Source organism: Nocardioides sp. R-C-SC26, assembly GCF_021246465.1.
Classification (GTDB): domain Bacteria; phylum Actinomycetota; class Actinomycetes; order Propionibacteriales; family Nocardioidaceae; genus Nocardioides.
In genome coordinates, this window is record NZ_JAHRHK010000019.1 from 31853 (window position 1) to 51692 (window position 19840).

The window sequence follows — 19840 nt, forward strand, 5'->3', positions numbered from 1 at the left end:
CGGCTCCCCGCCACGCTCTCGGAGGGGCGCCCGCATGCAAGTGAGTTGCAAGCGGGCGTCCCTACGATGCGTCCATGCTCGAGATCAGCGCGTTCGGCGGCGTGCGCGCCCGTCTGGACGGGCGAGCCCTGGACCTCGGCGGTCCACGGCAGCGATCCGTGCTCGGGCTCCTCGTCGCCTCCGGGCGGCGAACGGTGTCGGTGGACCGGTTCCTCGAGGAGCTCTGGAGCGGGGAGCCGCCCCCGAGTGCCGCGGGTGCGCTGCAGGCCTACGTCTCGCGGCTGCGTGCGGCGCTCGAGCCGATGCGAGCCAAGCGCACCCCGGCGTCGGTGCTGGTGAGTGCGCCGCCCGGGTACGCCCTGGCCCTCCCGGACGACGCGGTCGATCTGTGGCACTTCGAGCGCCTGGTGCGAACGGCCCGCGCGGCGACACCTGCATCGCGCGGGCCGATCGTGGACGACGCTCTCGCGCTGTGGTCCGACGAGCCGCTGGCCGAGTACGCCGACGAGGAGTGGGCGGCCCCGGAGATCGCTCGGCTGCGTGAGCTGCGTGACGAGGCGGTGGAGCTGCGGGCCGAGTCGATGCTGGGCGACGGGGGGACCTCCGCCGAGGCGGCGGCGCTCGTCGCCGACCTCGAACCGCACGTGCGTGAGCATCCGCTGCGCGAGCCGTCCGTGGCCCTGCTCGCCCGGGCCCTGTACCGCGCGGGTCGTCAGAGCCAGGCGCTCGCCGAGCTCGCCGCCCTGCGGGAGCGTCTCGTCGACGAGCTCGGTCTCGACCCGAGTCCCGACCTGCGTGCACTCGAGGCCGACATCCTGCGGCAGGCCGAGCACCTGGCTCCTGCGCCACCGACGACGACGCGCGTGCCCGGCCCCCGCCCCCGGGCGGAGGCGGGCCACGAGCCTTCCCCCGAGACTCCGCGAGCGCACCAGACGGCCGACGTGTCCGAGCTGGTCGGTCGTGAGGACGAGCTCACGCGTCTCGAGCGCGCTGCCGCCTCGGTCGGGCGCCGACCCGGGATGGTGTGGGTGTCGGGCGAGGCCGGCGTCGGCAAGTCGGCGCTGGTGAACCGGCTCTGCGACCAGTCGGTGTCTGCCTGGGCGGTCGTACGCGGACAGTGCCCGGAGGTGATGGGCGCCCCGCCGGGACTCGCCTGGGCCGAGGCCCTGCGTCAGCTCGGGGTCGACGTCGGGGCTGCGCCCTGGGAGCTCTACCACCTGGCCGACGAGGTGCGACGCACGCTGGAGGCGCGCGCGGACACCGCCTTCCTGGTGGTGCTCGAGGACGTGCACCGCGCGGACGACGGCACGCTGCAGGTGCTGCGCCACGTCCTGGAGACCACGACGGCACGAGCGCTGGTGGTCGCCACGTTCCGTGCCGAGGAGACCGGACGGGATCTGGCGGCGACCCTGGCGTTCTCCGTCGAGCGCACGTTGGATCGGATCGAACTGACGGGCCTGGCGGCCGGCGCCGCCGACGCGGTGCTGACGACGCAACTCGGCGCCCTCGCCGCCGACGTCCCTGTCGACCTGCGTCGTGTGCTGGTGGACAGGACCGGCGGCAACCCCCTGTTCCTTCGGCAGCTGGGTCGACTCGTCGCCTCGGAGGGGGCCGCCGTGGCCCTCGACGCGGTGCCGGTGGCGATCCGCGACGTGTTGGACCGACGGCTCGAACGCCTGCCGACGACCACGGTGGACGCCCTCGCTCGAGTGGCGGTGCTCGGCCGCGAGGTCGACGTCGACCTCGCCACGGCGCTCGAGGCCGAGGTGGGCGAGCTGGACGAGGACTCCCTGGCCGACCACCTCGACGCCGGCCTCGTCGCGGGCCTGCTGGAGAACCCGCGTCCTGCCGAGCTCCGCTTCACCCACGCACTGGTGCGCGACACCTGCTACGGACGCTTGGCGCCGCTGCGCCGACACCGGATGCACCGGGCGGCGGTCGCCGTGCTGGAGCGTGAGCGTCCGGACGCGGTCGAGGAGATCGCGCGGCACGCTGCCGCGAGCCTGGACCGCCGCAGCGCGGCGGATGCGTTGCCCCGGCTACGGGCGGCTGCGGCTGCGGCGACGCCGCACGTCGCCGTCGAGCACCTCAGGGTGGCGCTGCGCGCGCTCGATCTCGACGGCGCCTCGTGGGGCGAGGTCTTCGACATCAGGCTCGCCCTCGTCGAGGCGCTGGCCAACGACGGCGACACCGTCGCGGCACGTCGTGAACGGGACGAGGCGGTCACACTCGCCCGCCAGGAGGGCGGCCCCCTCGACGAGGCGCGTGCGTGGCGCTGGCCGGCCCCGCTCATGTGGTCGCGCGCACCGTCCGACGTCGCCTCCGACCGGGTCGCGGAGCTGCTGACACTGGTCGAGCGCATCGGTCACGACGATCCGGCAGTCCGGATCGGTCTACTCGCGGCGGCCGCGATCGAGGCCGACCCCCAGAGCCCCGCCACGGTGCACGCAGCGGCGTCCGAGGCCGTCGAGCTGGCCGATGCGCTGGGCGATCCCGTGCTGCTCTGCCGCGCTCTCAACGCACTGTGCCTCGGTTCTTTCCACGACGCCGAACCGCACGTGCTCGCCCCGATCGCCGAGCGGATGCTCGGCGTCGCCGAGGGCGCCGGGCTCCACGGCTTCGTGGCCGTGGCACGGATGATGCTGCAGTCGGTCGCGATCGGCGCGGGTGATCTCGGCGAGGCGGCCGAGCACATCCAGGAGGCGATGGCGGCGGGGACGAGTGGTCAGCTGCCGGAGCTGCTGCTGCTCGCCTCGATCTTCGAGTCGACCACCCATCTGCTCACCGGAGGACTCGACCACGCCCGCCGGGGCTTCGCCGAGGTGACGCGTGCGATCGAGGCCGCGGGCGATGCGAACGCTCGTTTCATCGGGTTGTGGACGCGATTCGCCGTCGAGTACGCGGCGGGGGACACCTCGACGCTCCAGGACGCCGCCCGCGAGATGACCGAGGAGCTCACCTGGCACTCCCGCGACCTGTGGGTCCTGACCCTCCTCGACGCCGGGGAGGTCGCGCGTGCCCGCGAGGTCTGGCACGAGCGGCCGCCCCAGCCGATGCCCCGGGACGCGACGTGGCTCTTCGACGCCGCGGTGCGGGCACACGTCGTCCACGCGCTGGGAGACGTCGAGACCGCCCGCGTGGTCCGCGACGACCTCCTGCCCTGGTCGGGCCAACTGGCGCGCACGCTCAACGGAGCCCTGGTGATGGGCCCGGTCGACCACTTCCTCGGCCTCCTCGAGCTGACCCTCGGGGACCAGAACGCAGCAGCTCTGCGCTTCGAGGCGGCGCGCGCGCTGACGGGCCCGGGTGGCGCGACGACGTGGTCGCGGAGCTGGGTGCGCACGCCGACTCACCTGCGCGGCTGAGCCACCCGCTCCGCGTCGGGACGGCCTGCAAGTCGGCGCCAAGTCGCCGGCAAGCAGGTCAGGCGACCGTCGTCGCATGAGACAGATCCCTCCTGCCGCCGTCGCCGCACTCCGTCGCCGGGTGAGCGGCGTGGTGGCCTACCCGGCCGACGTCGGGTACGGCGAGTACGTGGAGCAGGACGAGCGGCCGGTCGTGGTCGTCGTCGCCGCCACCGACGACGATCTGGTCGCCACCGCGCAGATAGCACGCGACCACGGGCTCCCGTTGCACGTGCGGGCGACCGGCCACGGTGCGGACGCGGTTCCCACCGGCGGGCTGTTGCTCCTCACGCACCGGTTGCGCGACGTCGTGGTCGACGCGGACGCGGAGACCGCGAGCGTCTCTGCGGGAGCGCGCTGGCAGGACGTCGCCGATGCCGCCGACGCGCACGGCCTCGCCGTGGTGAGCACGCACGCGCGCTGGGGCGGCGTCGTCGGGTCGGTGCTGCGCGGTGGGCTCGGCCCGCAGGCGCGCCGTCACGGACTCTGCTCCGAGCACGTCGTCTCGGTGCGGGTCGTCGGCGTCGACGGCTTCGTGCACGACCGGATCGACGTCGAGGCCCCGGACTCGGCGGCTGTCGTGGTGCGACTGACGTTGCGGCTCCACGCCGACGTCGCCGTGACAGGTGGTCGGGTCACGGTGTCGAGGCCCCACGCGCTGCGCGACTGGGTGCGGCGCCACCGTGAGATGCCCGACGGCGTCACCGCGCTCGCCGTCGCCCACGACGGGGTCGCCGACGAGGTGACCTCGCGGGTCGAGCGAGCGGGCGGGTCGGACCAGTCCGCAGCCCGCTGGCTCGCACAGCACGGCGACCCCGGGCTGAGGCGGCCCCGGTGGCAGCGCGGCTGGCTCGTCGCCGACCTGCCCGAGGACGCCGTCGAGGTGCTGGCGGCGTTTCCGGGGCGAGTGGAGGTACGCAGGCTCGGGGGACGACTCAGGCACAGCGCCGGACTCGCCGGCGCCGAGTGGTCGGTGCGCACCACCGTGGACGACGTCGGTGCCGACGGTCTCGACGTCATCGACCTCGACGACTGGCCGATGCGGCTCGACGACGTGCTCGTGCCCCTCGCGCCGACCGGGCAGCTCACGCATCTCGGCCTGCTCGACACCGTCGACCGCCGGCCCGACGAGGAGCGTCGCGACCGGAGTGATCGCGACCGCACCCACGAACGCCGTCGCACAGACGCGCTGCACGACACCGACCCCACCGACCAGACCCAGGAGACCGTCGCATGAACACCAGAGACACCCACGAACCCGCCACCACCGCGCCCGTCGTGATGCTGCCGGGGCAGGCCGCGGCGCCGGAGGGCCCGTGCGATCTGTGGGGCATGTACGTGATGCACCATGCCTTCCGCCGCGATCTCGGCCGCTTCGCCGCGACCGTCGGCGACGTCCCGACGAGCGAGCGTGCGCGCTGGGCGGGCCTGGCTCGGCGGTGGGACCGGTTCACCACGTTCCTGCACGAGCACCACACCAAGGAGGATGAGATCCTCTGGCCGGCGCTGCGTGCCCGGGTGGACGCGGCCGCCGACATCGCGGGTGCGGACCTGCTCGACGCGATGGAGTCCGAGCACGAGGTCCTCGATCCGCTGGTCGCGCGGGTCTCTGCCGGGCTGGAGCTGCTGGCCCGCGGGGGCGACTCCTCGGACCGGGAGGGACTCGCGGCGACGCTCGCGGAGACCGCTCGGACGCTGGATGAGCATCTCGCCCACGAGGAGCGCGACGCCGTCGCGCTGATCCAGCACCACCTGAGCTCGGCGGAGTGGCAGCAGCTCGAGCGCGCCGGGCTGGCCGCCAAGCCAGGCCCCCGCGACCTGCTCTTCATGTTGCCGTGGATCGCCGACGGTCTGGGGGAAGCCGACCTCGGCCCGTTGCTGAGCGAGGGTGGCGCCGTCGTCCGGATGCTGCTCGCGCTCGGCCGTCGTGGCTACGTCCGTCGCGAGCGCGACCTGTTCGGTGTCGAGGTGCGCCTGCCTCGCTGAGGCCGGTCGGCCTCAGCGCTGCCGTACGGGCTCGGCGATCTGCTGGATGCGCTGGGTGGCCAGCTCGATCATCAGCCGCGCGGCGGGGGAGAGCACAGCGCCCGTTCGGTGCACGACGGCGAAGGTGTCGAACTGCCGTGGTCGCAGCGAGACGTAGCCGGCGGTCGGCGCCAGCCGAGGGATGAGCTGCTCGGCGGCGCCCTTGGGCACCACGGAGTCGGCCAGCCCCAGGCCCACCAGCTCGACGGCGGTCTCGATGTCCTCGACCTCGATGCGGGTCTGGGGATTGCGCCCGGTCTCGTGCAGCATCTGCCGCAGCGTCGTGCGGGTGCCGTCGACGTGGCGGAACGAGGTCTCGCTCATCACGAGCGAGGCCTGGGAGAGCCGGTGCGCCGTGACGGGCGACGTCAGGTGCTCGGGGTCGGCGCTGATGTAGACGAGCTCCTCCCGGGCGACCGGTGTGACACTCATGCCCTCGCTCTCCACCGACGACAGGGCGAGCATGGCCGCCCCGAGGCGGCCGCGACGCAGGCCCCCCGCGCCCTCCATCGAGTTCTGCCCGACCAGCTCGACCCGGACGCCGGGGTAGCGGGCGAGCACGTCGGCCACCAGGCCCGCGCCCGCGTAGAGGCGGGCGATGCCGAACATGCCGAAGCGGATCGTGCCGCTCTCGAACGACGTCACGCTGGCGACGGCGCGCTGGGCCTCGGCCACCTCGGCGAGCACACGCTCGGCGTGCGGGCGCAGCGTGTCGGCGACGGTCGTGGGGACCACCCCGCGGCCGACCCGGCGGAAGAGCTGCACCCCGAGCGACCGTTCCAGCGTGCGGATCTGCTCGCTCACGCTCGGCTGCGCGTAGCCGAGTTCCTCGGCGGCGCGGGTGAGCGAACCCTGCTCGTAGGTGGCGAGGAAGCAGGTGAGCTGATGCAGGGACAGCATGTGAGCCAGGTTACGACAATCTCAAGGTTCAACCTTGAGTTCGTGATGGAAAGACTGGCTACCCCTATGGGTCGCGTGGCTCCAGAATGGAGTCATGTTCGCGCATCACTGCACCTCCTGCACCCGCCGTCAGCTGATCTTCCCGAGCCAGATCACCTCGATGGACAACACCGATCACGGCATCGTCGTCCGCTTCACCTGCTGGTGCGGCGCTGAGCAGGAGCTGCTCACCGGCCGGGACGCCGAGCGCGCGGAGGGCACGCGCGCGGCCGTCGTCGCCGCCTGATCCGACCCTCTCGCGCGCCCGTCGTGCGCGGCCGGTCCTCGGTTTCGCGACGCCTGACGCCGTCCGGTATCGTTCGCGAGTCGCTCGTCACCGAGCGGCGGTGCCGCCTTAGCTCAGTCGGTAGAGCGAATCACTCGTAATGATTAGGTCGTCGGTTCGATTCCGACAGGCGGCTCGGTTTGGATCTGGCCCTGACCAGCACAATCGTGCAGGTCAGGGTCAGTTTTGTTCGTATGCCGGCCATCTGCGGAACCGATCGTGCGTAGGGTGCAGGCGGAGCGCGCGGTCCGCTTCAGACGGAGATGCCCGCGGCGGGGACCATTACGCGACGGATATAGGTGCGAAGTGCGCTCTCGTCACGGGTGACGTCACTGGGGTAAGTGAGGAGGGAGACCATCAGCCGGAGGCCGGTCTCGGCGATCTCGTCGAGCCGTTCGGCGAGGTCTGGCTGATACGCCGCAAGCGGGGCATGCATGTCGCGCACCACGGCGATCACGGCGGGCGACATCGTCAGCGCCCGTCCCTCGGTAGTGTCCAAGGCCGACAGCAATGTCGCGATGACCGGGCTGTGACTGATGGCGTCGTAGGCGTGAGTCGTCAGCTCGACCATGAAGTCGGCGGCCGTGGGGGCGCTCCGGCACTGCTCGTGAAGGTGGTCTACGATCTGGCGCGCAGTGTCGTCGACGGCGTCGCGGACGATGTCGTCGCGGTTGCTGTAGTAGGTGTAGATCGTCTGGCGTGAGACCCCGGCCTCGCGTGCGACGGCTGCGACGGTGACTTTCTCGAGTCCATGCTTGGCAATGACACGGACGGCGGCGTCGAGGATGCGCTGTCGAGGCTCCTTGCTCAGCGACACCGGGAGGGGAGACCACGCTGCGCGGCGTGTCTCCGAACCGTTCACCATGGACATCAGTCAACCATCCGGCTCCGCCGCACCTGGCGGGACGATACGACCGACTCGGGGACACCGCCGGACGCTTCCACCGGCCTGACGCATGACGATCTCATCCGACGGACAGCCCGTCGCACGCGTAGGAGTTTCCTCCAACGGGGGACCATCGGCCCTCCTCGAGTCGGATGAAGCGCCAGCAGTCGCCGAGGACCTTGGGTCCGACCTGCTGAGGCGAGTGCAGGCCGTTGGAGGTCCAGTTCTTCACCCGGCTCAGCCCCTTGACCAGAGCCGCGCGGCTCAAGCCGGCACCGAGTCCAACCGCCTGCTCGACGAACAGGCGGGTCGCCGACCAAGCGAAGACCCCGAAGAAGCTGGGCGAGGCACCCGGTTTCACTTGTTGGAGCCACGACAAGTAGATGGACATCTCCTGACTGCGAGCCGCCTCCTCGAACGGCACGAAGTTAAGGGCGACCGTCGTGCCGTCGACAGATGCGCCGCCCTGTTCGACATAGGCCGTCTCGTAGTCGGTGGGGTCCCGAAAGTAGATGCCGGGCTTGTAGGCGACCTGCGCCATCGTCTGTCGCAGGCGCAGCGAGTTCTGGTACGCGCCGACGAAGAAGACGACCTTGATGTCGCGATCCTTGAGCTGCTGGACGTAGGAGGCGTAGTCGAACTCGGCGACATCGATCGCCTGGACGTAGGTGAACTTCATACCGAGTTTCTCCAGCGCGCGGACCTCGGACTTGGCGTTCTCCGCCGCGCCGCCGGCATTCAGGTAGAGCATCGCGGCGTTGCGAGAGCCCTCCGGGTCTTCACGGCGAGCGAAGTTCGCGAAGGCCTTCGGCCACTGCCCAGACCGGGAGGACTGGGCACCGAAGCACGTCGTACATGCTGCGCGTTGAGCCGTCACGTTCGCGGTTCTGAAGTCGGGTAGGCCACACGATTGCGCTGTCGACGCGCCGCCGGAGTCGAATGCGGACATCGAACCCACCATGGCGAACACTTCGCGGCATGCCGCGGCGTAGGCCTGTTGGTCCGCACTGGCATCGGTGCGGGTGTCGTAGGTCTTCAGCCGGAGTGAGTGTCCGCACAAGTCGTTGGTGGCGTTGAAGTAGGCGATGAAGGCCTGGGTGGCATCCTGCGCTGCCTCGAACAGACCGGGTACGGGACCTGAGACGTCCGAGGCGTTCCCGAGGACGATCTCGTTGTCGGTGATCCCTGGTCCGGGCGGGATGTCCTGGCAGCGCGCCTCACTCGGCACGTCGATGGGTGGCACGTTCTCCGGCCCGGACGAGGTACCACCCATCGAGCCCGTCGCGTCCGTTCCCGTGAACTCTGGGGCGTCCGACGTGGTCGGGCCTTCGGCTTCGGTCGGCAGCAGGGGTCCGTCCGTGCTCGCGCCAGACAGCCCATCCTCGACGATCGCGTTCGGCGCGACTCCGACATCACTGGTCGCAAAGGAAGTTCCGGGGCCTCGTTGCGCATCGGCAACCGTCTCCGGATCGAGCTGAGTTCCGCAGGCGGTCAACGTCGTCGCAGCGAGGATGAGCGCGACGGTGCGGCGAGCGCTCACTGTGCGATAAGTCACATGACATGGTTGACACCATGCGACAGATCTGTCAAGTTCTCCGCAGAGTCGCTGAGTATCCGACTTCGCGGCGGATCCTCACGCTGAACCGGGCATGGAAGACACGGAGACGACCGATGACGGCGACACTGCCGACCGACCGACCGACTCGCGGGCTCTCGCCGCTTCAGCGCGCCTTGCTGGGCGTGGTGGCTGCTTGGTTCGCGATCATCCCGGTCTTCTGGTATCTGGAGATCCATCTCGGGGTGTCCCAGAAGATCGCGTCGAACACGATGACAGTGATCCATGTCTGCCTCTTCGCGACGGCGCTCGGCCTCCCGTGGATCCGGCTCCCCGGCATGGGGCCGCGGGCGCGATCGCAGCGCCTCGATGGCATGGTGATCGTCTGGCTGTTCATCTGCCTGGCGCCGCGGTTCATCTGGGAGCTGCCGTGGCTTCTCGCTCTGGACCAGATCAAGAGCGGCGTGGCCGAGGGCGCACTCTGGACCTACTTCTGGTCCCCGTACCTGGTTGGTGGCGATGCTCGCTATCTCAACGGCGATCCCCTGGTGGTTACGCTTGAGTGCATCGCGTTGTTCGCCGGGGCCTTCGAGCTCTATGCGGTCGTTCGCTTCTTCAGGCAGGGCAAGCGGTTCACCAACACCCAACTCACCTTCATCATGGCCGGAATGATCGTCGAGGTGACGCTGCCGGCCGTCTATTTCGGCACGGAGATCGCCAATGGGCTGGGCAATATCTCCAGCACCACCGATCTCATCATCAAGTTCGCGCTCCTCAATGCCTTCTGGTGCACGCTCCCCTTGATCACCTTTGCGTGGGCTGCGAGGCGGCTCGCGCGCCAGGACCTTCAGGTGACCTTCTGAGACGTCGTCCGGGTTCGGGCCCTGGGCGGCGTCGCCGTGAGGGGCGGCTCACCACGGCGCGTCGAGACCGATCAGGGCGTGCAGCACCTGGCAGGCGTGTGCCACGACGTCGTCGCGGTGCGGGCGCGATTGCCGATCGTCCGCCGTCCACTGCAGGGCGAGGTCTTCCACGTACGCCGTCCAGGCGTGGACGATGGGCAGGGAGGCCTCGTCCAGGTGCAGCGACGTAGCGATGCGGCGCGCGATGGCCATGCGGTGGGTGTCGACGCCCTCCCCTCCGACGGCCAGGGTGCCCTTGCCGAACACCAGCGCCATGTAGAAGTCGCGGCGGCGTTCGATCTGGGCGATGTAGCGCTCGACGAACTGCGGCAGGGCGACGTCGGGCCCGGCGCCGTCGTCGGGGGAGACGTTGCGCAGGACCCGGCGGAGAGCGGCGCCGATCACGGCGTCGTAGTAGTCCGACTTGGTCGGGAAGTAGTGGAACAGCAGGCCGCGGGAGATGCCGGCCTCGGCCGCCACGTCGTCGAGTGACAGGTCCTGGATCGGCTTGTCGACGAGCATCTGCAGTCCGATGCCCACCAGCTGCCGACGGCGGTCGTCGCGACGCAGCCGCGTGCGGGTGCGCTCCGCGCCGCGATCCTCGCTCATCTATTGAGCATCGCTCAACAAATCTGGCATGGTCAAGGCATGGACTTCTCGCCGTCACCGCGTGCCCAGGAGCTGACCGCGTTGGTCGCCGACTTCATCGGCACCGAGATCGAGCCGGTCGAGGCCGACTACGTCGCCGAGATCGCCCGACGTCGGGCGGCCGGCGGTGGCGAGCAGTGGCAAGAGCTGCCGGTGCTCAAGGAGCTGCAGGCCAAGGCGCGCGCCCGGGGCCTGTGGAACCTCTTCCTTCCCGCCGGTCACGAAGGGCCCTACGCCCAGCGCTACGGCACCCTCGGCGGCGCGGGGCTGACCAACCTCGACTACGCGCCGATCGCCGAGCTGACGGGCCGCTCCTTCATCGCGCCCTACGTCTTCAACTGCAACGCGCCCGACACCGGCAACATGGAGGTGCTGCTCAAGTACGGCGACCAGGCGCAGAAGGACCGCTGGCTCGACCCGCTGCTCCGGGCTGAGATCCGCAGCGCCTTCTTGATGACCGAGCCCGCGGTCGCCTCCTCCGACGCTACGAACATGGAGCTGACCGCTGTCGTGGACGGCGACTCGATCGTGCTGAACGGCACCAAGTGGTTCTCCACCGGTGTCGGTCACGACGACTGCGAGATCTTCATCGTGATGGGCCTGACCGACCCCGACGCCGACCGTCACCACCGCCACTCCATGGTGCTCGTGCCGCGCGACACCCCCGGCGTCGAGATCGTGCGGATGCTGTCCACGATGGGCTTCTACGACGAGCCCCACGGCCACGGCGAGGTCTCGCTGACCGACGTCCGCGTGCCGCTCGACCACGTCATCTCGGGGCCGGGCGAGGCGTTCGCCATCGCCCAGGGTCGCCTCGGGCCAGGCCGGGTGCACCACTGCATGCGCCTGATCGGGCTCGCTGAGAAGTCGCTCGAGCTCGCGATCGAGCGGGGCACGTCGCGCCAGGCGTTCGGCAAGCGACTCATCGACCTCGGCGGCAACCGCGAGCGGGTGGCCCGCGCGCGCATCGCCATCAACGCGACCCGACTGCTGGTGCTGGACGCCGCGTGGAAGCTCGACGTCGGCGGATCGATGAACGCGATCTCGGAGGTCTCCCAGATCAAGGTCGCCGCGCCCCAGATGGCCTTGGAGGTCATCGACTTCGCCATGCAGATCCACGGCGGCGCCGGGCTCACCGACGACTTCCCGCTCGCCGCGGCCTGGACGGGCGCGCGCTCGCTCCGGTTCGCCGATGGCCCCGACGAGGTGCACCTCGGTCTCGTCGCGCGCCTCGAACTGATGAAGCACGGCCTCTCCCGCTGACCGTCGCGCCGACGCGACGACCTCCGCCCCCGTGACGAATAGGACAACCATGACGACAGGAACGATCCTCATCACCGGCGCGAGCTCCGGGCTCGGCGAGGAGATGGCGCGGCAGTTCGCCGATCTCGGCTACGACCTGGCGCTCGCCGCCCGCCGCGCCGAGCGCCTGGAGGCCCTGAGCGCCGAGATCCGCGAGCGTCACCCGAACCGGCGCGTGGAGCTGCATGCGCTCGACGTCAACGACGACGACGCCGTGTTCGCCGTCTTCGGTGCGGTCGCCGAGCAGTTCGGCACCCTCGATCGGGTCGTCATCAACGCCGGGCTCGGCAAGGGAGCGCCTCTGGGCACCGGGCGCTACGACGCGAACAAGGAGACCGCGATGACGAACTTCGTCGCGGCGCTCGCCCAGACCGAGGCCGCGATGGAGATCTTCCGGCGTCAGGGCTCGGGACACCTGGTGATGATCAGCTCGATCTCGGCGCTCCGCGGGATGCGGAAGACCATCACCGCCTACGCTGCGACCAAGGCCGGCGTCGCGGCGCTCGCGGAGGGGCTCATCAACGAGAACGTCAAGGCCAAGGGCATCGACGTCTCGATCATCTACCCCGGGTACATCCGCTCGGAGATGAACGAGAAGGTCGCCCAGAACACCAAGTTCATGGTCGACACCGCCACCGGCGTGAAGGCGATGGTCGCGGCCATCGAGAAGCGTAAGGAGCGGGCCTACGTCCCGGCGTGGCCGTGGGTGCCGATCGGCTTCGCACTCAAGCACGCCCCGATGGGCGTCGTCCGACGACTGTCCTGACGATGGGCGAACTCGACAGCCCCGACGGCGCGCGCGCCGTCCGCGACGAGGACGCCTTCGACGTCGCCGCGGTCGATGCCTGGCTCCGCGCTCACGCCGACGGCGTGACGTGGGGCGACGGCGTCCCCCACGTGCGCCAGTTCTCCGGCGGTGCGTCCAACCTGACCTACCTGCTGCGCTACCCCGCGCGGGACCTGATCCTGCGTCGCCCTCCCGCGGGCACCAAGGCCAAGGGCGCCCACGACATGGGCCGTGAGTACCGCATCCAGGCCGCCCTCGCGACGGCGTTCCCCTACGCGCCGCCGATGGTCGCGCTCTGCGACGACGCCTCGGTGCTCGGCTCCGAGTTCTACGTGATGGACCGGGTCGAGGGGCACATCCCGCGCAAGGAGCTGGGACTGGACCTCGATGAGTCCGACGTGCGCCGACTGTGCACGAACGTGGTCGATCTCCTGGTCGACCTCCACGCCGTCGACGTGGACGCCGCCGGCCTGGGTGAACTCGGTCGGGGCTCGGGCTACGTCGGCCGCCAGGTGGAGGGGTGGACGCGGCGATTCCGGGCCGCCAGGACGTGGAACGTACCGAGCTGGGACCGGGTGATCGCCTGGTTGGAGGAGAACCAGCCCCAGGATCGAGGCACCTGCCTGATCCACAACGACTTCCGTCTCGACAACGTCGTGCTCTCCGAGGACGACCCGACCCGGCCTGTCGCACTCCTCGACTGGGAGCTCGCCACGGTCGGCGACCCGTTGATGGACCTCGGCTGCTCGCTGGCGTACTGGGTCGAGGCCGGCGACACCCGGCTCGCTCAGCGGTTCCGGCTCCAGCCCACCCACCTGCCCGGCATGCTCACGCGCCGGGAGGTGGTCGAGCACTACTGCGAACGCACCGGGATCGAGCTCACCGACCGGCAGTGGACCTTCTACGAGGTGCACGGGCTCTTCCGGCTCGCGGGGATCCTCCAGCAGATCTACTACCGCTACCACCACAAGCAGACGACGAACCCGAAGTTCAGGAGCTACTGGGTGGGCTCGCACGTGCTGCACCGTCGGGCCACGAAGCTGATCAGGCAGGCAGGCTGAGCCCGGCGCGTGCCTGTGGACGGCGAGTAGCCGTCCACAGGCGCTCGTGCCCTAGGTTGCGACCCATGCCCTCCGGCCGACGTCGCACCGCTCGCGCTTCCCGCACCGGTCCGGTGCCCCTCGTGGTGGTGCATGCCGCGCTGCTGGTCGCGGGCGCTGTCGCCGTCTCGGCCGATCCGCCCGCTCATGGCTGGGCCGTCCTGACTTGCGTCGTCGGCTACCTCGTCGCGCTGGTCGTCGTCTGCCGCGTCACGTCGCGCCCCGACCTGCTCGCGCTCGTCGGGTTCCTGGTCCCCGTCTCGATCTTCCAGGTCCTGCCGGACTGGATCCTGGCCGAGGTCCTCGGCACTCTCCGTTTCCCCGACACGGGCGGGCCACGGGTGGACGACGTCGTTCCGTTGGCCATGGCGGGGATGTGGGTGGCGCCGCTCTTCGTCGCGCTCGCGCTCAGCGCCGGGAGGCCTGCGCGCGCGGCCCTGTACGCGGTGGTCGTCTTCGCGGGCGCTGAGGTGCTCGCGCCTGCTCTCGACCTCTGGGAGCCGGTGGGTGACACGACGCGGATGTTCGGCATCGCGGTGTACGTCCTGCCGGCGGAGGCCGCGCTCGGGTGGGCGGCCGCGTTCGCCTTCAACCAGGTACGCACGCGGTCGCTCCCCACGCGGACCGCCGCGGCGCTGGCGGTCGCGACCTTCTACCTGGGGGCGCTCGTGCTCTCCTACTTCGTGATCGACGTCGCCACGTGGAGGCTGACCTGGTGAGGAGGTGTCCACCTTCTCACCCGTCCGTGGAGGTACCGTCCGCTAATCTGAAGTCGAGGGGAGTACTCCACAATCCTCACCCGGTCATGACGGCGCCCCGATGGTCGCCCCGGGTGGGAGCCCGCGCGGCGGAGGAGACCTCAGGAGATCGTTGACCCTGAGGAGACCTGTGCCCGCGTCCCTGCTCGCCGCCGCCGAGAGCGGTTCGGCATCCACGCTCGACACCATCGCCACCCCGACGTTGTGGCTCGTCACCGTCGCCGCGGTGGTGGGCTTCCTGGCCGTCGACTTCGTGCTGACCCGTCGCCCTCACGAGGTCTCGATGAAGGAGGCCGTGGGCTGGTCGGCGTTCTACATCGCGCTGCCGCTGGCCTTCGGCGTGTTCATCCTCGGCCAGTACGGCTCGCAGCGGGGGCTGGAGTACTACACGGGCTACCTGGTGGAGAAGTCGCTCAGCGTCGACAACCTGTTCGTCTTCATCCTGCTCCTCGCCGGTTTCGCCGTCCCGCGTGAGTTGAGGCAGCGCGTGCTGCTCTACGGCATCGTGGGCGCCCTGGTGATGCGAGCGATCTTCATCGCGCTCGGGGCGGCCGCCCTCTCGGCCTTCGACTGGGTCTTCCTGGTCTTCGGTCTGGTGCTCGTGGCGACGGCGGTGAAGATCCTGCGCGATGCGCTGGGCGGGGACAACCATGACGTCGACGTCGCGACGCTGCGCAGTGTGCGTCTGCTGCGCCGCTTCGTCCCGGTGACCGACGACTACGAGGGTCCGCGGATGACCACCCGGGTCGCGGGCAGGAGGGCGCTCACTCCACTCGCCGTCGTCGTCGTCGCTGTTCTGGCCACGGACCTGGTGTTCGCGATCGACTCGGTGCCCGCGGTCTACGGCATCACCGGCGACCCCTACCTCGTGTTCGTGACCAACGCCTTCGCCCTCCTGGGCCTCCGTGCGCTCTACTTCGTGCTCGAGGGTGTGTTGGCCAAGCTGGTCCACCTGGGGTTCGGGCTCGCGGCGATCCTCGCGTTCATCGGGGTCAAGCTCGCCCTGCACTGGGGTCACCTGCAGTGGGAGTCGGTTCCGGAGATCCCGACACTCACCTCGCTCATCGTCGTCGTCGGCATCCTGGTGCTGACCACCATCACCTCGCTGATCGCCACCCGCGACCGCAGTGAGGAGCGGAGGTCCGTCGAGGCGTGACCGGGCACTCAGTCGCCGGTGCGGCCGAACCAGCGACTACTCGGTCGGCCGTTCCCAGGCAGTGCGGGCCGAGGTTCGGAAGGGCTTGGAAGCGTCGGCGAAGCCGAGCCCGGCGACCAGTTCGCGTCGGATGTAGCCGTTGCGCACGCGCTGCGGGTGGTCGCCGACGCGCGTCGTGGTGACGATCCGTTCGGTGCGGTAGTCGATCCGCGACACCGTGTCCGACCCGCTCCAGGAGATGTAGCAGTAGCGGCCGTCCCAGCTCGGCGTCACCCAGTACGGCTTGAGGCCGCCCTTGATCAGCTTGCCGCGCTGGAAGCCCTTCGCGGTGACCACGGTGGCGTAGTCGCTCATCGTGCCCGCGACGCAGATCTTGGTGCCCTCGGGGTTCATCGCGATCCCGTGGTGCGCCGAGTCGAGCAGGTAGAGCGGGCGCGGCGTGTTCGGGATGAGGTTGGGCAGGCGGACGACGCGGGTGATCTTGCCCGAGCGGCGATCCATCTCCACGAAGCCGTGGAAGAAGGAGAGCTGGAAGTAGAACTTCTTCTCGTCAGGCGAGAGCGTGATCGGGCGCACCGAGATGCTCACGTTCTTCAGTCCGCGCTCGTCGAGGGCCTTGCGGACGTCGTAGCGGCGCACGACCTTGTTGGTCTGGGCGTCGACGATCTGCAGCACCCGCTCGCCCTCGAGCGGGTCGGGCAGGTCCGGATTGTCGAACGGGCTGTAGACCGTGCCGATGCTGGCGTGCAGGATCCGGCGGCCGCCGTCGATGTAGGTGCTCTCGTGCGGTGAACCGCCGGAGGAGAACCTCCCGGTCGGCTTCCCGTCGCGGACGCGGAGCACGTGGACGACGTTGCCGGTGGAGGCACTGACGATCACGTGACGACCGTCGGGCGAGAGCGCCATGTGGTCCGAGCGCACACCCGAGACCGGGAATCGCCACACGATCTTCTTGGTGCGCAGGCTGATCGCGACGACGTCGGCGAAGGAGGGCCGCGAGATGACGACGAGACGGCCGTCGTTGGAGGAGTACATGTCGTCGACGAACTGGTCGTTGCCCTCGCCGATGAGCGCTCGGATGCCCAGGTAGAACGCCAACCGGTAGGGATTGGTGGCGATCTCCTGCATCCGCTCGGCGTAGTCCGGCACGACGTCGATCTCGGCGACCGCGCGGAAGGTCTTGGCATCGAGCACCGTCGCGGTGCCCTCCCAGTTGTTGCCGACGAAGACGACCCGGCGCAGGCCGGCGGGCAGCGGCCCGGTGTCGGACGGCGAGGTCCGCGCCGAGGGCGCGGGCGGCACGTTCCCGGCGACGGCGGACGTCGACGCAGCAGGGTCCTCTGCTGCGGCCGCCGGTGCCGACGGGAGTGCCGAGGACGCCGTCGCCAACGCGAGGACGACGGCTCCGATGCCACCGAGGAGTCGGGAAGTTCGGGAGTGTCCTCGCCGCATGGGCCGCATCGTGGGTCGCACCTCGGGAAGTTCGGGGGTTACGTGGTCGGGTCATTGTGCCCCGCGCGGCCGCGGCGCAGGCTCGCCGTCCGTCCGGGAACGCCACGCAGCCCACGCCGGTCGTTCCCGACGTCGGCGGGTCACCTGGGAGGATCTGGCTCCGTGGCCTCCCACTCCCTCGGTTCGCGACCGCGTCGTCCCCGTCTCGCGGCGGGCTCCCGGCGTGCTCGGATGGTGGTCGCGACGGCCGTCGTCGGCATCGCCTTCGGCTCCCTCGCGGGCTGCTCCGGCGCGGACGGCCCCGAGTCCCCGGGCACCACGCCGTCCGCCGACGGTGCAGTCGATGCCGATCGGGTGCGGACGGGCCTGGCGGCGGTCTACGTCGGCGACCACGCCACCGGGTCCCAGCGAGAGGAGGGCGAGTGCTTCGCCGATGCGCTGCTCGGTCGACTCGACTCCGACGACCTCGTCTCCGCGGGCATCCTCGACACCCGTGGCGACGTCGTCACGACGCTGCCGGTGCTCGACGTCGACACGGCGACCGCGTGGGTCGACGCCCAGGCCGACTGCATCGACTACGTGCTCGCCTCGACCCGCGCGCTGACGGCGCAGAGCAAGGGCAAGCTGGACGGGGAGCGGTACCTGGCGTGCCTGCGTGGCGCGCTCGAGCCCGAGCAGATCCGGGACGCGCAGGTCGCGGCGCTCAGCGGCGGGATGGAGAGCCCGGCCATCGCCGAGCTCACTCGCGCTCAGAGCGACTGCGCGACCGAGTCGCTTCCGGTCGACTGACGTCCGTCTCGAGATGGTCGGCCTAGGCTGCGGTCAGTGAGCGTCAGTCCCTCCCTCCACGCGACCACCGTCGGCGAGACCGGCGCGACGGTCGTCTTCCTGCACGGACTCTTCGGACAGGGCCGCAACTTCACCCAGATCGCCCGCGCACTCGAGCCGGAGTTCTCCTCGGTGCTCGTGGACCTGCCCAACCACGGCCGTTCGTCGTGGACCGACGCCGCCGACTACGTCGAGATCGCCGACGCGATGGCGCAGTGGCTGCGTGATGGCGTCGCCGCAAGCGGTCCGGTGCACGTGGTGGGTCACTCGATGGGCGGCAAGATCGCGATGGTGCTCGCGCTGCGGCACCCTGACCTGGTCGAGCGGCTCGTCGTCGTCGACATCTCGCCGACGGTCAGCGACGGTGCCGGCGAGTTCGTGCACCTGCTCGACAGCCTGGCTCGTCTCGACCTGGACGCCGTCGAACGTCGCGCCGACGCAGATCGGTTGCTCGTCGAGGACATCCCCGATGAGCGGGTGCGTGGATTCCTGCTGCAGAACCTGCGTAGCCGCGATGGCGGCTGGGAGTGGCAGGCCAACCTCGACCTCCTGCGGCGAGAGCTGCCTGTCATCGGCGACTTCCCCGCCGTCGAGGCCACGTTCGACCATCCCGTGCTGTGGCTGGCCGGCGACCGCTCGCCCTATGTGCGGCCCGAGCACGCCGAGCAGATGCGGCGCCTGTTCCCGCGCACCCGGCTGGTCACGGTCAAGGACGCCGGCCACTGGCTGCACGCCGACCAGCCCGACGCGTTCGTCTCCGCACTGCGGGTCTTCCTCGGCGCCTGACGCCTCGCCTGTCGACGAGGTCGGCTTCTGCCTCGCCGGGCCCGAGACGCTCGCTGCGTTCGCTCCTCGACCACCGTCGACGTCAACCGTCACGCCCCGTGTGCGAGTATAGGAACCGTTATCGTTTAGAAGGAGTCGTGATGCAGCAGGACATCCATCCCACCTACGGGCCCGTCGTCTTCCGAGATCCCTCGGCCGGCGCCGTCTTCCTCACGCGGTCCACCATCGTCGGCCGACTGGCCGAGGATCACCCGAACGTGGAATGGTCCGACGGGCGTACCTATCCGGTCGTGGACGTCGACGTCTCGACCGCGAGCCATCCCTACTGGACAGGCCGCGGCCGCGTCCTCGACACCGAGGGCCGGGTAGAGAAGTTCAACCGCCGCTACGGCGCCACCTCGGCGTCGAGCGCAACGACTGAAGGAGACCGTTCGTGAACAAGAAGCAGCTCATCGAGGCCATCGCTGATCGCGCCGACGCGCCGCACGGCACCGTGGAGGCGGTCATCGCCGCGTTCGGCGACGTCGTGGGCGAGGCGCTGAAGTCCGGCGACGCCGTCACCCTGGCCGGGTTCGGCACCTTCGAGGCCCGTTCGCGTGCCGCTCGCACCGGCCGCAACCCCCAGACCGGCGAGGAGATCCAGATCGCCGCGAGCACGGCTCCGGCGTTCAAGCCTGCGGCGGCGCTCAAGCGCGTCGTCAACGGCGAGGGCTGACCTCCTCGGGCCTGTTTCTCGCAGGCTCGACTCGTGCGACCTCCTTGTGGCCCAGGTCACAGCGACGTAGTGTGGCTCGCGTCACACCGGTTCGCCGGTTCCCCGGCCCAGGGAGGTCGCTATGCGCCACCACCTACTCGCGCACCACGCGCACTCTGAGGACCGCGACTCCGTATGGGTGCTCGCCGCCGCTGCGATCGCCTTGATCGGCACCGGGTTCGTACTCGCCCTGCTGCTCGTGGAGTCTCTCGGAAACCTCTGAACCACCCTGCGCGCGAGGCCCCGGCGCCCGGGCGCGGCGGGGGCGCGCG

General features: G+C 70.3%; 20 protein-coding genes and 1 tRNA gene. 16 read left to right on the forward strand and 5 right to left on the reverse strand.

Annotated features, from left to right (window positions below):
• The first annotated feature begins 74 nt into the window (after positions 1–74).
• The 3 genes from KSO97_RS15280 (at position 75) to KSO97_RS15290 (ending at position 5390) form a co-directional block, all read left to right on the forward strand.
• Complete coding sequence (locus tag KSO97_RS15280; RefSeq protein ID WP_232680376.1) at positions 75–3365, forward strand: BTAD domain-containing putative transcriptional regulator; 3291 nt, start codon at positions 75–77, stop codon at positions 3363–3365.
• Positions 3366–3441: 76 nt separating this feature from the next.
• Positions 3442–4641 (forward strand): FAD-dependent oxidoreductase, encoded by a 1200-nt coding sequence (locus KSO97_RS15285; protein ID WP_232680378.1) that lies wholly within the window; start codon positions 3442–3444, stop codon positions 4639–4641.
• Complete coding sequence (locus KSO97_RS15290) at positions 4638–5390, forward strand: hemerythrin domain-containing protein (RefSeq protein ID WP_232680380.1); 753 nt, start codon at positions 4638–4640, stop codon at positions 5388–5390. The genes KSO97_RS15285 and KSO97_RS15290 overlap by 4 nt, the downstream gene beginning before the upstream one ends.
• Before the next feature lie 12 nt (positions 5391–5402).
• Here the strand turns inward: KSO97_RS15290 and KSO97_RS15295 are convergent, their stop codons facing one another.
• A complete protein-coding gene (locus KSO97_RS15295; protein ID WP_232680381.1) occupies positions 5403–6329 on the reverse strand; it encodes a LysR family transcriptional regulator in 927 nt (308 codons plus the stop codon).
• Positions 6330–6423: 94 nt separating this feature from the next.
• Here KSO97_RS15295 and KSO97_RS15300 point away from each other — a divergent pair, with 94 nt between their 5' ends.
• Together KSO97_RS15300 and KSO97_RS15305 are read left to right on the forward strand one after the other, a co-directional pair.
• Complete coding sequence (locus KSO97_RS15300) at positions 6424–6615, forward strand: hypothetical protein (RefSeq protein WP_232680382.1); 192 nt, start codon at positions 6424–6426, stop codon at positions 6613–6615.
• Between the two features lie 102 nt (positions 6616–6717).
• Positions 6718–6790, forward strand: a tRNA-Thr gene (locus tag KSO97_RS15305).
• A 117-nt stretch (positions 6791–6907) separates the two neighbouring features.
• Here KSO97_RS15305 and KSO97_RS15310 read toward each other — a convergent pair.
• Together KSO97_RS15310 and KSO97_RS15315 are read right to left on the reverse strand one after the other, a co-directional pair.
• On the reverse strand, positions 6908–7525 hold the full coding sequence (locus tag KSO97_RS15310; protein ID WP_232680383.1) for a TetR/AcrR family transcriptional regulator: 618 nt from the start codon (positions 7523–7525) through the stop codon (positions 6908–6910).
• 94 nt (positions 7526–7619) lie between these two features.
• Positions 7620–9035: an ABC transporter substrate-binding protein gene (locus KSO97_RS15315; RefSeq protein WP_232680385.1), complete on the reverse strand. Its 1416-nt coding sequence runs from the start codon at positions 9033–9035 to the stop codon at positions 7620–7622.
• 176 nt (positions 9036–9211) lie between these two features.
• On the opposite strand from KSO97_RS15315, the gene KSO97_RS15320 reads away from it, so the two are divergent.
• On the forward strand, positions 9212–9958 hold the full coding sequence (locus tag KSO97_RS15320; RefSeq protein ID WP_232680387.1) for a hypothetical protein: 747 nt from the start codon (positions 9212–9214) through the stop codon (positions 9956–9958).
• 48 nt (positions 9959–10006) lie between these two features.
• Here the strand turns inward: KSO97_RS15320 and KSO97_RS15325 are convergent, their stop codons facing one another.
• Complete coding sequence (locus KSO97_RS15325) at positions 10007–10606, reverse strand: TetR/AcrR family transcriptional regulator (RefSeq protein ID WP_232680389.1); 600 nt, start codon at positions 10604–10606, stop codon at positions 10007–10009.
• A gap of 39 nt (positions 10607–10645) precedes the next feature.
• Here KSO97_RS15325 and KSO97_RS15330 point away from each other — a divergent pair, with 39 nt between their 5' ends.
• The 5 genes from KSO97_RS15330 to KSO97_RS15350 all read left to right on the forward strand — a co-directional run bounded on the left by KSO97_RS15330 (position 10646) and on the right by KSO97_RS15350 (position 15748).
• Positions 10646–11908, forward strand: coding sequence for an acyl-CoA dehydrogenase family protein (locus KSO97_RS15330; protein ID WP_232680391.1), 1263 nt, complete (start codon positions 10646–10648; stop codon positions 11906–11908).
• Positions 11909–11957: 49 nt separating this feature from the next.
• On the forward strand, positions 11958–12713 hold the full coding sequence (locus tag KSO97_RS15335; RefSeq protein WP_232680393.1) for an SDR family oxidoreductase: 756 nt from the start codon (positions 11958–11960) through the stop codon (positions 12711–12713).
• A gap of 2 nt (positions 12714–12715) precedes the next feature.
• The gene (locus KSO97_RS15340) at positions 12716–13795 is read left to right on the forward strand and encodes a phosphotransferase family protein (protein WP_232680395.1); all 1080 of its coding nucleotides are present in this window, start codon (positions 12716–12718) and stop codon (positions 13793–13795) included.
• Between the two features lie 65 nt (positions 13796–13860).
• A complete protein-coding gene (locus tag KSO97_RS15345; RefSeq protein WP_232680397.1) occupies positions 13861–14553 on the forward strand; it encodes a hypothetical protein in 693 nt (230 codons plus the stop codon).
• Positions 14554–14722: 169 nt separating this feature from the next.
• Positions 14723–15748: a TerC family protein gene (locus KSO97_RS15350; protein ID WP_232680399.1), complete on the forward strand. Its 1026-nt coding sequence runs from the start codon at positions 14723–14725 to the stop codon at positions 15746–15748.
• Between the two features lie 36 nt (positions 15749–15784).
• On the opposite strand, the gene KSO97_RS15355 is transcribed toward KSO97_RS15350, so the two are convergent.
• Positions 15785–17200: a YncE family protein gene (locus KSO97_RS15355; protein ID WP_232680401.1), complete on the reverse strand. Its 1416-nt coding sequence runs from the start codon at positions 17198–17200 to the stop codon at positions 15785–15787.
• Positions 17201–17362: 162 nt separating this feature from the next.
• Between KSO97_RS15355 and KSO97_RS15360 the strand changes: the two genes are divergently transcribed.
• The 5 genes from KSO97_RS15360 to KSO97_RS15380 all read left to right on the forward strand — a co-directional run bounded on the left by KSO97_RS15360 (position 17363) and on the right by KSO97_RS15380 (position 19791).
• Positions 17363–17989 carry a hypothetical protein gene (locus KSO97_RS15360; RefSeq protein WP_232680403.1) on the forward strand — a complete coding sequence of 209 codons (627 nt, stop codon included), beginning with the start codon at positions 17363–17365 and terminating at the stop codon, positions 17987–17989.
• A 36-nt stretch (positions 17990–18025) separates the two neighbouring features.
• Positions 18026–18814 carry an alpha/beta fold hydrolase gene (locus tag KSO97_RS15365; RefSeq protein WP_232680405.1) on the forward strand — a complete coding sequence of 263 codons (789 nt, stop codon included), beginning with the start codon at positions 18026–18028 and terminating at the stop codon, positions 18812–18814.
• A 140-nt stretch (positions 18815–18954) separates the two neighbouring features.
• Positions 18955–19251 (forward strand): type B 50S ribosomal protein L31, encoded by a 297-nt coding sequence (locus KSO97_RS15370; RefSeq protein ID WP_232680416.1) that lies wholly within the window; start codon positions 18955–18957, stop codon positions 19249–19251.
• On the forward strand, positions 19248–19529 hold the full coding sequence (locus KSO97_RS15375) for an HU family DNA-binding protein (RefSeq protein ID WP_308188324.1): 282 nt from the start codon (positions 19248–19250) through the stop codon (positions 19527–19529). Before KSO97_RS15370 ends, KSO97_RS15375 begins: the two co-directional genes overlap by 4 nt.
• Before the next feature lie 121 nt (positions 19530–19650).
• Positions 19651–19791, forward strand: a complete 141-nt coding sequence (locus tag KSO97_RS15380) for a hypothetical protein (protein ID WP_232680406.1) — start codon at positions 19651–19653, stop codon at positions 19789–19791.
• Positions 19792–19840 lie beyond the last annotated feature (49 nt).

Bases quoted from the DNA above. Each gene is read 5' to 3' on its own strand.
- KSO97_RS15345 (WP_232680397.1), top strand. From the start codon at position 13,861: ATGCCCTCCGGCCGACGTCGCACCGCTCGCGCTTCCCGCACCGGTCCG.
- KSO97_RS15340 (WP_232680395.1), top strand. From the start codon at position 12,716: ATGGGCGAACTCGACAGCCCCGACGGCGCGCGCGCCGTCCGCGACGAG.
- KSO97_RS15330 (WP_232680391.1), top strand. From the start codon at position 10,646: ATGGACTTCTCGCCGTCACCGCGTGCCCAGGAGCTGACCGCGTTGGTC.
- KSO97_RS15285 (WP_232680378.1), top strand. From the start codon at position 3,442: ATGAGACAGATCCCTCCTGCCGCCGTCGCCGCACTCCGTCGCCGGGTG.
- KSO97_RS15290 (WP_232680380.1), top strand. From the start codon at position 4,638: ATGAACACCAGAGACACCCACGAACCCGCCACCACCGCGCCCGTCGTG.
- KSO97_RS15280 (WP_232680376.1), top strand. From the start codon at position 75: ATGCTCGAGATCAGCGCGTTCGGCGGCGTGCGCGCCCGTCTGGACGGG.
- KSO97_RS15295 (WP_232680381.1), bottom strand. From the start codon at position 6,329: ATGCTGTCCCTGCATCAGCTCACCTGCTTCCTCGCCACCTACGAGCAG.
- KSO97_RS15310 (WP_232680383.1), bottom strand. From the start codon at position 7,525: ATGTCCATGGTGAACGGTTCGGAGACACGCCGCGCAGCGTGGTCTCCC.
- KSO97_RS15335 (WP_232680393.1), top strand. From the start codon at position 11,958: ATGACGACAGGAACGATCCTCATCACCGGCGCGAGCTCCGGGCTCGGC.
- KSO97_RS15370 (WP_232680416.1), top strand. From the start codon at position 18,955: ATGCAGCAGGACATCCATCCCACCTACGGGCCCGTCGTCTTCCGAGAT.
- KSO97_RS15325 (WP_232680389.1), bottom strand. From the start codon at position 10,606: ATGAGCGAGGATCGCGGCGCGGAGCGCACCCGCACGCGGCTGCGTCGC.
- KSO97_RS15300 (WP_232680382.1), top strand. From the start codon at position 6,424: ATGTTCGCGCATCACTGCACCTCCTGCACCCGCCGTCAGCTGATCTTC.
- KSO97_RS15380 (WP_232680406.1), top strand. From the start codon at position 19,651: ATGCGCCACCACCTACTCGCGCACCACGCGCACTCTGAGGACCGCGAC.
- KSO97_RS15355 (WP_232680401.1), bottom strand. From the start codon at position 17,200: ATGCGGCGAGGACACTCCCGAACTTCCCGACTCCTCGGTGGCATCGGA.
- KSO97_RS15320 (WP_232680387.1), top strand. From the start codon at position 9,212: ATGACGGCGACACTGCCGACCGACCGACCGACTCGCGGGCTCTCGCCG.